Raw genomic sequence first — 13,135 nt, forward strand, 5'->3', positions numbered from 1 at the left:
CGATTCTCCTTTGTCCGCCGCGAACGGCTCAGGCCTTGCGCAGCCACTTCAGCAACGGTGCCCAGTCCGCCTGGTGGTTGCGTACCTGGGCGGAACGGTAGTCGAACAGGCTGCGCCCCAGGCCCACCAGCAGCACATAGGCCTGGCTGTCGCGCAGCGAAGCCACCACCGGATAGGGCCACTGCCCCAGCAGGTCGAGCGTGGCCTGCGAGGCGTTGGTCCACGGTTTCATGCGGTTGGCGACCAGGCCCACGCGCAGGTCGCCGCGGCGGACCCTCGCGTGCCGGGCCAGCGAGTCGAGGAAGTGCACGGTGGCGTCGAGGTCGAGCGCGGACGGCAGCACCGGCACCACCACGGCGTCGGCATGTTCCAGCCAGATCGCGAGATCGTCGGCCATGGCGCCGGCCGGTGCGTCCACCACCACCCGCTGGGTGTCTTCCGGCAGCGACTTCCAGGCCGTCGCGGCGCGCCTGGCGCCGGCGATCGGCAGGACCGCGCTTTCAAGCCCCGCGCGGCGCTCGGCCCAGCGGGTGGACGACTGCTGTGGATCGGCGTCGATGATCGCTGTCCGCAGGCCGTCGACGGCCGCGTGCGCGGCGAGGTGGGTTGCGATCGTGGTCTTGCCTGCACCGCCCTTGGAACTGGCCACCAGCACCGTCTTCATGCGCTCTCCGGTCACGTCCGCCAACGTACGGCAGTCGAGGGTACACCGCCCGACACGACATCGCGCACCTAGAATGCACCGACTCCCGAGCACTGGCAGCACGTACCCGATGAGCGACCTGCAGGACCTGGCGGCCCTGATCCGCGCCGATACGCCGTTGATCATCGTCGAAACCCCGGACGAGCCCAGGGTGGTCGAGCTGTTCCGGCAGTCGCTGCTGCACGTCTGGCGCGCGCTGTACCGCTGGACCATCACCGAAGGCCTGCGCCGCCTGGACCTCGACGGCGAGGACCCGACCGACGACGCACCCGACGCCACCAGCACCCTGCGCGCGATCCATGGCGCGGAGCAGCGCGGCGTCTACCTGCTGCTCGATTTCCATCCCTACCTGGGCTACGCCGGCACCCAGCGCATGCTCCGCGACCTGGTCCAGCGCCGCGGCTGCCAGCCGCACGTGCTGGTGCTGGTGGGGCACAAGGTGGAGCTGCCCGCCGAGCTCGAAGCCCGGGCGGTGCGCTTCGGCATCCGCCTGCCCGACGCCAACGCCCTGCTCAAGCTGGTCCGCGAAGAGGCCGTGCGCTACCAGGCGGAACACGGCGGCCGCCGCGTGGAGGCCGACGCCGACGCGGTGAAGCTGATCGTGCGCAACCTGCAGGGCCTTTCGCTGGGCGACGCCCGCCGGATCGCCCGCCAGCTGATCTTCAACGACGGCGCGCTCGGCCGCGACGACCTGCCGCAGCTGGCGAAGCTCAAGTTCGAGCTGCTCAACCGCAGCGGGCACCTGCATTACGAATACGACACCGCGGGATTCGCCGACGTCGCCGGCGCGCGCGCGCTGAAGCGCTGGATCGAGCTGCGGCGCTCGGTGTTCACCTCCGGCAGCGCGCCGCCGGGGCTGGATCCGCCCAAGGGCGTGCTGCTGCTGGGCGTGCAGGGCTGCGGCAAGTCGCTGCTGGCGAAGTCGATCGCCGGCGGCCTGGGCGTGCCGCTGGTGCGGCTGGACTTCGGCACGCTGTACGACAAGTTCCACGGCGAGACCGAGAAGAACCTGCGCGCGGCGCTGGAGTCGACCGAGCTGCTCGCGCCCTGCGTGCTGTGGATCGACGAGATCGAGAAAGGCCTGGCCTCGTCCACCGGCGACGGCGACGGCGGGGTTTCACGGCGCGTGCTGGGCTACCTGCTGACCTGGATGGCGGAGCGCAAGTCGCACGTGTTCCTGGTCGCCACCGCCAACCAGGTCCACGAGCTGCCGGCGGAGCTGTTGCGCAAGGGCCGCTTCGACGAGATCTTCTTCGTCGACCTGCCGGGCGTGGAGACGCGGCGCGAGCTGTTCGCGCTGCACCTCGGCAAGCGCGGGCTGGAACCGGCGGGCTTCGACCTGGATGGCCTGGCCACGGCGGCCGAAGGGTTCTCGGGCGCCGAGATCGAACAGGCCATCGTCTCCGGCCTGTATGCCGCGCACGCAGCCGGCACCCCGCTCAATGACTTCCTGCTGCGCGCCGAGCTCAAGCGCACGCGGCCGCTGTCGGTGGTGATGGCCGAGCAGGTGGATGCGCTGCGCGGCTGGGCGCTGGGGCGGACGGTGCCGGCGGACTGAGCGCGCAGCCGCATTCACTAGGGTCACTCCCAGCTGGCGCCAGCGGCCGCGCTGGCTAGGCTTCATGGCATCGATCCGTGGAGTCGGCCATGAGCTTCCAGGTGTCCAGCCAGATGTCCATCGCGCAGCAGATGCGCGTGGGCCACCAGTTCGCCAGCGCGCTGCAGCCATTGCCGCAGCTGAAGCAGGTCGCCAACCAGTATCCGCAGGGCGACGGCAGCTTCGCCGGCCAGGTGGCGGGCACCCAGCCGCAGCCGGACCTGGACCTGCAGATGGCGATGATGGCCAACGATGTCTACGCCGCCGACAACCCGCAGACCGAACAGGCCCTGGCCGATGCCGGCTGGACCGCGCTCGAGCCCAGCGCCGACGGCAATTCACTGGTCGATGCCCAGGGCAACGAGATCCCGATCGATCCCGCCCTGCTCAGCACCTCCGAAGGCTTCGACGCCGCGATCTACCAGAACGACCAGGGGCAGTACGTGGTCGCCTATCGCGGCACCGACGACTGGGGCCTGGCGCCGTCCGGCGATGCCGACGACAACGCGCAGCAGGGCCTGGGCTTCGAGAGCGGCCAGTACAAGGACGCCGTGGCCCTGGCCGAGGCCGCCAACCGCGTCTTCGGCGACGGCAACGTGGCCTTCACCGGGCACTCGCTGGGTGGCGGCCTCGCCTCCGCCGCGTCGCTGGCCACCGGCGTGCCGGGCGTGACCTTCAACGCGTCGGGCCTCAGCGACCAGACCCTCGAATCGCTCGGCTTCAATCCCAACGCCGTGCGCGAGGACGCCGCCGACAGCGGCCAGCTGCGCCGCTACATCGTCAACGGCGATCCGCTGAACGGCGCGCAGCAGGACCTGCCGATCATCCCGATCCTGGGCATGTCGCCGCCCAACGCGGTCGGGCATGAGCTGCGCATCGATCCACCCGCCGGCATGGGCGGGATCGGCGATCTTGCCGCCCTGCACGGCGGCGGTGGCGACAACGCCTCCTACGTCGACGCCCTGAAGCAGAACACCGCCTACGATCCGTCCACCCGGCCCAGCCTGTCCGAGCGCGCCGGCAGCGCCGTCGACGGCGGTCTCGACCGGCTTGGCGACTTCGCCAACGACGCCCTGTCCGCAGGCGGCCGGCCCATCCTCGGCTGGGCCGTCGACCAGGCGCTTGACGTCGGTGGCGACATCGCCGGCGGCACCATCGGCGTGGTCGGCAACATCGGCCGCGACGGCCTCGAGCGCGTGGGCGAGTACAACCTCAACCAGCTCGGCAGCGTCATCCGCCAGGGCCAGGAAGTGGTCGGCGACATCCGCGACAACGGCGCCGAGATGATCGACGGCATCCGCGACGCCGGCCGCGAGGCCTTCGCCAACGGCGACAACGTCGACGGCACCGCGCAGGTGGTCGGCGACGTGCTCGACTTCGCCGTCGACAGCGTCGGCGACCTGGCCGACGGCGCGCTGGGCCTGGTCGGCGACACCACCCAGAACCTGGCCAATGCCGGCGGCGGGCTGCTGCGTGACATCGGCGACGCCACCGGCCTGGATGCACCGCTCGACGCCGTGGCCGGATTCGTTGAAGGCACCGGCAAGGTCGTAAGCGATATCGCCGACGGCGCGGGCGACGTGGTCGACACCGTCACCGACGTGATCGGCGACGGCGTCGAGGCGGTGTCGGACTTCATTGGCGACGTCGGCCAGGCGACCTCCGATGGCGTCGAATGGCTGGGCGAGAAGCTCAACCCGACCAACTGGTTCTGAGCCGTCGCGCCGGCGCCAGGCAAGCTGCAGCCGTGACGTAGTAACGTGGCCCGCATGACCGACGCAGCCCCCGTGCTTCCGCTCGCGGCGCCCTCCTGCAGGATGGCGTCGCGCTGCGTTCGCGTAGTGCTGGCCGCGTCGCTGATGCTCGCCTCCACCGCCGGTTGCGCCCGGCAAGGGACAGACGTGACTCCAGGAAAGGGCTTCGACAACCCCGGCAACGCCCAGCTTGCCGACGCCGTGGCCGGCGGCGACGAAGCGCTCGCGCGCGAACTGCTCGCCGCCGGCGCCAACCCGAACAGCGTCGACGACCAGGGCCAGCCGCTGCTGCAGTGGGTGATGAAGCAGGGCGATCGCGGTGCGTTCCGCCTGCTGCTCGCGCTGGGCGCGGACCCGGCGCTGGGCAATGCCGACGGTCGCACCGCGCTGCACCTTGCCGCGATGGGCAAGACCCCCGGCTGGCTGGAGGCGCTGCTCGAACACGGCATGTCGCCCGACACGCCCAACACCACCACCGGCGCCACGCCGCTGTTCGACGCGCTCCGCGCGGGCAGCGAGGACAACATCGCGCTGCTGCTGCGCGCCGGCGCCCGCCTGGACGTGGCCGACCGCAACGGCACCACGCCGCTGCACCAGGCGGCCCTGGTCAAGGACTCGGGCGCGGTCCTGCGCTTCCTCGAGGGCGGCGCCGACCCGCGCGCCACCGATCGCACCGGCGCCACGTTCCAGGACTACCTGTTCCGCGGCGACCCCAGGCTGCTCGACGTCGCCACCCGCCGCGACCTCGAAAAAATCGACGCCTGGCTTGAGGCCAACGGCGTCGCGGTCACCCCACGCGGCTGAAGCCGCTTCGCGGCCATAGCCGCTCCCACACGTGCGCGGTTACGGGCACGGGCGCGGCGAACGCCATCAGCGTCGCGGCTGCTGCCATGGCGCACGCCAGCCTGCCGGCGGCTCCTGCGCAAGACGGGCCTCGGCCAGGGTGCGCCTGACCAGCGCGTCTTCGGTATCGATCGCGGGATCGGCGAGCAGGCGGGCGAGCAGGTCGGCGTCGCCGCTACCGGCCTCGTCCCGCCCTGCGAGCTCCGCCAGCTGCTCCTGTCGCCAGTCGACGCCGCGACGGCGCGCATCCAGCGGTGCGCGCTCGGCGGCGCTGCGGGTCAGCGCGCGCGCCATCGACAGGCCGATGCGTTCATCGAGCACGGTCTGCGGCCGCGCTAGCAGCAGGCCTGCCATGTGGCGGCACGCGTCCGCGCGGCCAGCCGTGCGCAGCTGGCGCCCGGTGCAGGCAGCCAGCACCTCGCGGTAGTCCGGCAGCAGCACCCCGTGGAGCGATGAAGCCCAGACCGCGGCATGCGCCGCCGGCGACGGCTGCTTGCCCTCGCCGAACGCCGCCCATTCCGCCCGCGTGGGCGGATGCCTGGCCAGCGTGTCGGCAACCCAGCGGAGCATCGGATAGGGCTCGGGCGCATTGCGCGTGGACTGCGCGGCCGCCGACAGCACCGCTTCCGGCCCAAGCCCCTGGTGCAGCAGCGGCGCCAGGTTGCCGGGCGAGAGGGCCTGCCAGCGGCGCGCGGCGGCGCTGGCGGCGGCCTGCTCACCGGCCACCGTGCCTGCGGCCAGCAGCAGCTGCTGGCTGATGGTGTCGCCGGCGCCCCTGGCCCCGGCGTCCGAACGCCAGCGGTCCGCGTCCACGCCGTCGGCGACGCGCCCGCCCGGGTCATACGGCTGCGCCATCGCTTCCAGCAGGGCGGCCAGCGCCAGGTCGCGGGCGCCGTCCGAGCGCCCCAGCACCGACGCCACGCGCAGGCCATAGGCCTGCCAGGCTTCGGCGCGCTGCTGCGCACGCTGCAGCTCCGCTTCCGTGGGCGCGGACTCCGACGGCGTCTGCGCAAGGGCGGGCGCGGCCAGCGCCGACAGCAGCAGGAGGGGCAACAGGAAGCGGATGCGCATGGGCGACTCCATCGGCGTGGTCGATCACCGCAGCATATCCGCGCGCCGGTGAATGCGATCCCGGTGCCACGCGCGCCAGACACGGCGAATCCGACCTAGGGTGTGCCCCCGATTGAACGCGGCCGCGACCGGCGGTCCACTGGCTGCAGACCCTCGCTGGACCGCCGTCATGCAGCCGATGCGCCTGGACACCGATTCCGCCTCCGCGGTCCACCTGCACAGGCTCCGGCAGGCGCCGCCGCCCGCGACCGACGCGGCGAACGCGCCCGCGGCGCAGCCGCTGCAGGGCCGCCACGAACCCGCATACCACCCGCAGCTGTCCGCGCTGTCGCCCACCGCGGCGCCGCAGTGCGCATCCGGTGGCGTCGGTCCCGGCGAGCTGTCCGCGGTGGCCGGCGGGCAGCAGGCGCAGGAATTCGACGTGGTGCTGTCGCAGTTGGCCACCGCGGTCTACGAGGGCCGCCCGGCGCCCCCGGCCGGCTGGAGCGCGGTCACCGACGCCGATCTCGCCGCCGCCGGCATCGACGACCCCGCCGCGTGGCGCGCGCAGTACCTCGACGGCGGCGACCAGCTGGTCGCGCAGCACTTCAAGGCCGAGGTCTACCGGGACTGCAACGGCAACTTCGTGCTCGCCTACCGCGGCACCGACGGCAGCGGCGCCGACTGGATGAACAACTTCCGCCAGGGCGCCGGCTTCACCACCAGTGACCAGATCGACAAGTTCAGCGGCCTGGCCACCCGCACCGCGGTCGAGTTCGAGCGCCGCTTCGGCACCATGGACGCGGACGGCAACGCCACCAACCTCGCCATCACCGGGCACTCCCAGGGCGGCGGCCTGGCTTCGGTGGCCGCGCTGGCCTCCGGCGTGCCGGCGGTCACCTTCGACGCCTCGGGCATCCATCCCAACACTCTGGACCGCATGGGCATCGACCCGCAGGCCGCGCGTGACATGGCCGAGGGCGGCATGATCCGCCGCTATTCGCTGGGTGACGACCTCCTGACCAACGTCCAGGAGGGCAGCCCGATCGCGCTCGCCGCCCCCGATGCGCTGGGCACGCAGATCGTGGTCAAGGCCGAAGGCGTGCAGGACCTGACCCTGGTACCGCGCGGCCTGGCCCTCGAGACCGGCCTGCCGACCCCGGTCGCCATCGGCCTCGGCGCCGGCCTGGAAGCGCTGGACCGCCTGAACGTCCCGGTGCTGGGCGATGTCGCCGGCCTGGTGCGCGGCGCGGTCAGCCACAGCCCGGAACTGCTCACGGAAGCCATGATCCAGCAGCAGCCCTGGGAGCCCGGCTACCGGAACCCGCCGCAGGGAGCCGGCGCAACCCTGGTCGACATGGTCCCCGATGCGCTGCAGGACGACTTCGCGCGCAACACCCACGACCTTGCCGGCGACATCATCGACGTGGTGGATACCGACTTCGCCAGCGGCAACGGCGTGCAGGGCGGCTTCCGCATCGCCGGCGACGTCGCCGAGGGCGTCTTCAACTCAAGCGGCGACACCCTGCGCCACGGCGCCGAATCGCTGGCCCGGCGCATCGACGACCGCTTCGACGGCCCGCTCAGCGACGCCGCCGCGGGCGTGGTCGCCACCGGTGGCCGCGCGGTCGAAGCCGTGGCCGACTTCAGCGGCAACGTGGTCGAGAAGGCCGCGGACCTGCTCGGCGGTGCCGCACAGACCGTGCGCAACTGGTTCCGCTGACCGCGCGTCGCTATGGCACCATCCCCGGTGATGCGCACCAGTGCCCTGATCCTTCTCCTGGCGGCAAGCGCGGCCGCATGCAGTGGACCGCCGACCATGGACCATCCTTTCACCGACCCGCAGCTCTCCCCGCTCGCCGACGCGGCGCTGCGCGGCGACGCCGATACGCTGCGCGCCGGCCTGGCGGGAGTGAACCCGGACACGCCGGGCAAGGATGGCACCAGCCTGCTGCAGCTGGCCGTGGCCGCCGGGCAACCTGCCACCGTCGCCGCGCTGCTGGACGCGGGTGCCGATCCCAACCGCCAGTCGCCCGGCGGCGGCAGCCCGATGCACGCGGCCGCATTCGGCGACGATCCCGCCCTGCTGCGCGCCCTGCTCGACCACGGCGGCGATCCCGACCTGCGCAACAATGTGACCGGTGAAACCCCGCTGGTGCGTGCCATCCTCGGCCGCGGCGACGCCCAGGTGAAGATGCTGCTCGACGCCGGTGCCGACCCTGGCGCCGCCGACGACAACGGCGCCACGCCGCTGCATGCGGCCGGTTCGATCAACGCCGGCGCGATGGTGATGCTGCTGCTGGAGTCCGGCGCGCCCGCGCACGCCACCAACGGCGCCGGCGATACCTTCCAGCCGTACTACTTCCAGCTCAGCGACTCGCTGCTCAATGAGCGCGCGCGCGGCGAGCGCCAAGCGGTGATCGACTGGCTGAGGGCGCACGACGTGCCGCTCGAGGCCGGCGTCGGCGAGTAGCCGCCAGGCCGCAGCGTCAGCCTGCCGCGATCAGGGCCAGCTCGGCGGCGCCACGCGCCAGGCCGCGGCCACCTCGGCCAGCAGCGCGCGATCGGCCTCGGTCCAGTCCGGCAGCAGCCGCGCCAGGTCCGGCGACTGCCACAGCCGCGGTTCGGTGCGGACGGCGGCGGCATACCAGCGCACGGCCTCGTCGCGGCGGTCCAGCCGCCACAGTCCCAGGGCCAGGGTCGGCGGCAGCCAGGACGGTCCCTTGAGCCGCTCGGCGCCGGCAATGCGCCACTGTTCGAGGGCGCCGGCGAAATTGCCGTCGCGGTACAGGTCCCAGCCGTGGTTCCAATGCATCGCGTCGCGCTGGCGTGCGCCCTCGGCGCGCTGCAAGGCCTCGGCGTAGAGCGCCGCGCCGGTGTCGGCGCGACCGGTGGCATAGGAGATGTGCGCCAACTGCGCGCCGGCCAGGGCCGCATCGCGGCGACCGCGGTCGCGCACCTGGAGCAGGCGGGCGACGACGTCTTCACCATCCGCCGCCGGATACAGCTCAAGCGGCCGGGTCACGTCGGTGTCGGCCTCGAAATAGAATTCCTTTGGCCTGGGGATGTCCTGGGCAAAAAGGCCGAGCGGCAGGACGACTAGCACGAGGGCGCCGATCAGGCGCGTGGCAAAGCGGTTCATGGCGTCACTTGGGTTGGCGGAGCCCCTGTACTCCGGGGCGCATGGTACCGGGTGCACCGTGTGGATTCAGCCTCCGCCGTCGCACCGGTGCCCGCGACAGCTCGCGTAGCCCGCCCGCTGCTAGAATCCGCGCCGCTTCCGCGCATCCGCGCCCTCGCGCAGCCGTGCGACGGCCGGCGCGCGCCTCCGCCAGCGTCCACGCACGCCACAGGGCCCTGCCATGACCAGCACCGCCGAACTCTCCTCGCCCGCTTCCGCCAGCACCGGCCTGACCCCTGGCGTGACCGACCACGACTACACGCTGGAGGACAAGTACACCCGCACGCAGGGCCGCATTTACCTGTCCGGCGTGCAGGCGCTGGTGCGGCTGCCGATGATGCAGCGCCTGCGCGACCAGGCGGCGGGGCTGAATACCGGCGGCTTCGTGTCCGGCTACCGCGGCTCGCCGCTGGGCGGCTTCGACCTGGAGCTGTGGCGCGCGCGGAGGCATCTGGAAGGTGCGAACGTGCATTTCAAGCCCGGCCTCAACGAGGACCTCGGCGCGACCATGGTCTGGGGCACGCAGCAGACCAATCTGTTCCCGGGCGCGACCGTCGATGGCGTGTTCGGCATGTGGTACGGCAAGGGCCCGGGCCTGGACCGCTCCGGCGACGTGTTCAAGCACGCCAATGCCGCCGGCACCTCGCAGCATGGCGGCGTGCTGGCACTGGCCGCCGACGACCACGCCTGCCGCTCGTCGACCCTGCCGCACGGCTCGGAAGGCGAGTTCACCAGCGCGCTGATGCCGATCCTCAACCCGGCCGGCGTCCAGGACATCCTCGACATGGGCCTGCTGGGCTGGGCGATGAGCCGCTACACCGGGCGCTGGATCGGCTTCAAGACCATCGCCGAAACGGTCGAGTCGTCGGCGTCGGTGGACGTCGATCCGTTCGCGCTCGAGATCGTGACCCCGGACGATTTCGACATGCCGCCCGGCGGCCTCGGCATCCGCTGGCCCGACCCGCCGATGGACCAGGAGATGCGCCTGCACCGCTATGCGGTCAAGGCCGCGCAGGCCTTCGCGCGCGCCAACCGCATCGACCGCGTGGTGATCGATTCGCCGGCCGCACGGCTCGGCATCGTGACCACCGGCAAGAGCTACCTCGACGTGCTGCAGGCGCTGGAGTACCTGGGCCTGGACGCGCAGGCCTGCGCCGCGCTCGGCATCCGCGTCTACAAGGTCGGCATGACCTGGCCGCTGGAGCCGGTGGGCATCCGCGCGTTCGCGCGCGGGCTCGAGGACATCCTGGTGGTGGAGGAAAAGCACGCCTTCATCGAGAGCCAGATGAAGGAGCTGTTCTACAACTTCGACTTCGGCCTCGACGGCGGCCGCCGTCCGTCGATCGTCGGCAAATACGACGAGGCCGGCGAGTGGATCCTGCCGTCCACCGGCGAGCTCACGCCCGCCACCATCGCCGGCGTGATCGCGCGTCGGCTCCACGGCGGCATTCACCAGCGCGGCATTCCGATGGACGCGCGCGACTCCGCGCACATCACCGACGTGCTGCGCTGGATGGAAGAGAAGGAAGGTGCGCTGGCGCTGCCGCGCGCGCAGTTCCCGCGCGTGCCGCACTACTGCGCCGGCTGTCCGCACAACACCTCGACCCGGGTGCCCGAAGGCTCGCGCGCGATGGCCGGCATCGGCTGCCACTACATGGTCACGTGGATGGACCGCAGCACCGAGACCTTCACCCACATGGGCGGCGAAGGCGTGACCTGGTCGGGGCAGGCACCGTTCACCGAAACGCGGCACGTGTTCCAGAACCTCGGCGACGGCACCTACTTCCACTCCGGCACGCTGGCGATTCGCCAGTCGGTCGCGACCGGCGTCAACATCACCTACAAGATCCTCTACAACGACGCGGTGGCGATGACCGGCGGCCAGCCGGTGGACGGCACGCTGTCGGTGCCGCAGATCGCGCACCAGGTGCGCAGCGAGGGCGTGCAGGCGATCGTCGTGGTGAGCGATGAAATCGAGAAGTGGTCCGACCGTTCGATCTTCCCCGCCGGCGTCGAGTTCCACGACCGCCGCGAGCTTGACGCCGTGCAGAAGCGCCTGCGCGAAGTGAAGGGCGTCAGCATCCTCATCTACGACCAGACCTGTGCCACCGAGAAGCGCCGCCGCCGCAAGCGCGGAAAGATCGCCGACCCCGCCAAGCGCGTGGCCATCAACTCGCTGGTCTGCGAAGGCTGCGGCGACTGCGGCGTGAAGTCGTTCTGCGTCTCGGTGCTGCCGAAGGAAACCGAGTTCGGGCGCAAGCGCGAGATCGACCAGTCGGCCTGCAACAAGGACTTCAGCTGCGTCGAAGGCTTCTGCCCGAGCTTTGTCACCGTGCACGGCGGCACCCCGCGCAAGGGCAAGGCCGCGACCGGCCTGTCGCGCCTGGCCAACCTGCCCGATCCGGTGTTCGCCAGCGACGGGGCGCGGCCCTGGAACATCCTGGTCACCGGCGTCGGCGGCACCGGCGTGGTCACCATCGGCGCCCTGCTCGGCATGGCCGGGCATCTGGAAGGCCGCGGCGCCAGCGTCCTCGACCAGACCGGCCTGGCGCAGAAGGGCGGCGCGGTCACCACCCACATCCGCATTGCCGGCGCACCGTCGGACATCCACGCGGTGCGCATCGCCGCCGGCGAGGCCGACCTGGTGCTGGGCTGCGACATGGTGGTGGTCAACGACTACTGGACGCTGTCCAAGCTGCGCGCCGGCCGTTCGCAGGTGGTGGTCAACAGCTACGAAGCGATGCCGGGCACGTTCACCACGCGGCCCGACATGCAGTTCCCGGCGACCGACATCATCAGCGCGGTGCGTACCGCGCTGGGCATGGACGATGCCGGTATCCCTGCCGCAAGCGCGGGCGCGGGTGACGGTCCCGGTACCGGTCGCGGCCCCGTCGCCGCGGCGGCGGGCGATTCCGATGCGTTGCGCATCGTCGACGCCACCCAGCTCGCCACGGCGCTGCTGGGCAACGCCATCGCCGCCAACCTGTTCATGCTCGGCTACGCCTGGCAGCGCGGCCTGGTGCCGCTGTCGCTGGACGCGCTGATGCGCGCGGTGGAGCTCAACGGCGCCGCGATCGAGATGAACAAGACGGCGTTTGCCTGGGGCCGCCTGGGCGCGGTCGACATCGAAGCGGTGTACGAGGCCGCCGGCATCGTGCGCAACCCGCGGACCGCCGCCGAAGCCACGCCGACGCTGCTTGACGCGCTGCCGCCGGGTGACTGGGAAGGCAACGAATGGGGCGCCACCAGCGCGCCCAAGCCGCAGCGCACCGAAGACGACCTTCGCCACCTGCCTGCAGGGGCGGACACCATCGCATTCCTGCCGCTGGACGATGCCCGCCTGTCGCGAAGCCTTGATGAACTGGTCGCCCGCCGCGTCGCCTTCCTCACCGACTACCAGGACGCGAAGTACGCGCGTCGCTATTCCGACCTCGTCGCCCGCGTGCGCTCAGCCGAAGAAACCCGCGCGCCCGGAGCCACCGATCTCAGCGAGGCCGTGGCCCGCTACTTCTTCAAGCTCATGGCCTACAAGGACGAGTACGAAGTGGCGCGCCTGTACACCAGCGGCGAGTTCAAGCGCCAGCTGGAACAGCAGTTCGAGGGCGACTACCGGCTCGAGTTCCACCTCGCGCCGCCGCTGCTGGCCAGGCGCGACGCCGAGGGCCGGCTGCAGAAGAAGGCCTTCGGTCCCTGGGTGTTCAGCGCGTTCAAGCTGCTGGCGAAGCTCAAGGGCCTGCGCGGCACGCCGCTGGACGTGTTCGGCTACACCGCGGAACGGCGCACCGAGCGCGCATTGATCGACGGCTACGAGCTCACCGTGGGCGGCCTGCTCGACGCGCTGGACTCCGGCAACGTGGCGCTGGCAGCGGAGATCGCCTCGATTCCCGAGCACATCCGCGGCTATGGCCACGTCAAGCATGCGCACTTGGAGAAAGCGAAGGCGCGCGAAGCCGACCTGCTGCGCGAGTGGGCCAACCCGCTGCGCATCGTGCAGGCGGCCTGACGCC

General features: G+C 71.7%; 9 protein-coding genes. 6 read left to right on the top strand and 3 right to left on the bottom strand.

The features are described from left to right. Window positions 1–28 precede the first annotated feature (28 nt). Window positions 29–664, bottom strand: coding sequence for a ParA family protein (locus tag WCE37_RS13280; RefSeq protein ID WP_343279775.1), 636 nt, complete (start codon window positions 662–664; stop codon window positions 29–31). Between the two features lie 109 nt (window positions 665–773). On the opposite strand from WCE37_RS13280, the gene WCE37_RS13285 reads away from it, so the two are divergent. From WCE37_RS13285 to WCE37_RS13295, 3 genes are all read left to right on the top strand, one after another. Further along, window positions 774–2,261, top strand: a complete 1,488-nt coding sequence (locus WCE37_RS13285; protein WP_343279776.1) for an AAA family ATPase — start codon at window positions 774–776, stop codon at window positions 2,259–2,261. A gap of 89 nt (window positions 2,262–2,350) precedes the next feature. After that, complete coding sequence (locus tag WCE37_RS13290; protein WP_343279777.1) at window positions 2,351–4,015, top strand: hypothetical protein; 1,665 nt, start codon at window positions 2,351–2,353, stop codon at window positions 4,013–4,015. A gap of 54 nt (window positions 4,016–4,069) precedes the next feature. Continuing rightward, on the top strand, window positions 4,070–4,858 hold the full coding sequence (locus WCE37_RS13295) for an ankyrin repeat domain-containing protein (protein ID WP_343279778.1): 789 nt from the start codon (window positions 4,070–4,072) through the stop codon (window positions 4,856–4,858). Window positions 4,859–4,924: 66 nt separating this feature from the next. Here the strand turns inward: WCE37_RS13295 and WCE37_RS13300 are convergent, their stop codons facing one another. Further along, on the bottom strand, window positions 4,925–5,968 hold the full coding sequence (locus tag WCE37_RS13300; protein ID WP_343279779.1) for a hypothetical protein: 1,044 nt from the start codon (window positions 5,966–5,968) through the stop codon (window positions 4,925–4,927). 169 nt (window positions 5,969–6,137) lie between these two features. Between WCE37_RS13300 and WCE37_RS13305 the strand changes: the two genes are divergently transcribed. Together WCE37_RS13305 and WCE37_RS13310 are read left to right on the top strand one after the other, a co-directional pair. After that, window positions 6,138–7,670: an Mbeg1-like protein gene (locus WCE37_RS13305; RefSeq protein WP_343279780.1), complete on the top strand. Its 1,533-nt coding sequence runs from the start codon at window positions 6,138–6,140 to the stop codon at window positions 7,668–7,670. A gap of 96 nt (window positions 7,671–7,766) precedes the next feature. Further along, complete coding sequence (locus WCE37_RS13310; protein ID WP_343279781.1) at window positions 7,767–8,420, top strand: ankyrin repeat domain-containing protein; 654 nt, start codon at window positions 7,767–7,769, stop codon at window positions 8,418–8,420. A 30-nt stretch (window positions 8,421–8,450) separates the two neighbouring features. Here the strand turns inward: WCE37_RS13310 and WCE37_RS13315 are convergent, their stop codons facing one another. Next, on the bottom strand, window positions 8,451–9,089 hold the full coding sequence (locus WCE37_RS13315) for a tetratricopeptide repeat protein (protein WP_343279782.1): 639 nt from the start codon (window positions 9,087–9,089) through the stop codon (window positions 8,451–8,453). A 220-nt stretch (window positions 9,090–9,309) separates the two neighbouring features. Between WCE37_RS13315 and WCE37_RS13320 the strand changes: the two genes are divergently transcribed. Then, window positions 9,310–13,131: an indolepyruvate ferredoxin oxidoreductase family protein gene (locus WCE37_RS13320; RefSeq protein WP_343279783.1), complete on the top strand. Its 3,822-nt coding sequence runs from the start codon at window positions 9,310–9,312 to the stop codon at window positions 13,129–13,131. Window positions 13,132–13,135: the final 4 nt, after the last annotated feature.

This window comes from Luteimonas sp. MJ250, from assembly GCF_039548455.1.
In the GTDB taxonomy this organism is placed as follows: Bacteria; Pseudomonadota; Gammaproteobacteria; order Xanthomonadales; family Xanthomonadaceae; genus Luteimonas.

Coding starts and splice junctions, on each gene's coding strand:
- WCE37_RS13310 (WP_343279781.1), top strand. CDS start 7,767: ATGGACCATCCTTTCACCGACCCGCAGCTCTCCCCGCTCGCCGACGCG.
- WCE37_RS13300 (WP_343279779.1), bottom strand. CDS start 5,968: ATGCGCATCCGCTTCCTGTTGCCCCTCCTGCTGCTGTCGGCGCTGGCC.
- WCE37_RS13320 (WP_343279783.1), top strand. CDS start 9,310: ATGACCAGCACCGCCGAACTCTCCTCGCCCGCTTCCGCCAGCACCGGC.
- WCE37_RS13295 (WP_343279778.1), top strand. CDS start 4,070: ATGACCGACGCAGCCCCCGTGCTTCCGCTCGCGGCGCCCTCCTGCAGG.
- WCE37_RS13280 (WP_343279775.1), bottom strand. CDS start 664: ATGAAGACGGTGCTGGTGGCCAGTTCCAAGGGCGGTGCAGGCAAGACC.
- WCE37_RS13290 (WP_343279777.1), top strand. CDS start 2,351: ATGAGCTTCCAGGTGTCCAGCCAGATGTCCATCGCGCAGCAGATGCGC.
- WCE37_RS13305 (WP_343279780.1), top strand. CDS start 6,138: ATGCAGCCGATGCGCCTGGACACCGATTCCGCCTCCGCGGTCCACCTG.
- WCE37_RS13285 (WP_343279776.1), top strand. CDS start 774: ATGAGCGACCTGCAGGACCTGGCGGCCCTGATCCGCGCCGATACGCCG.
- WCE37_RS13315 (WP_343279782.1), bottom strand. CDS start 9,089: ATGAACCGCTTTGCCACGCGCCTGATCGGCGCCCTCGTGCTAGTCGTC.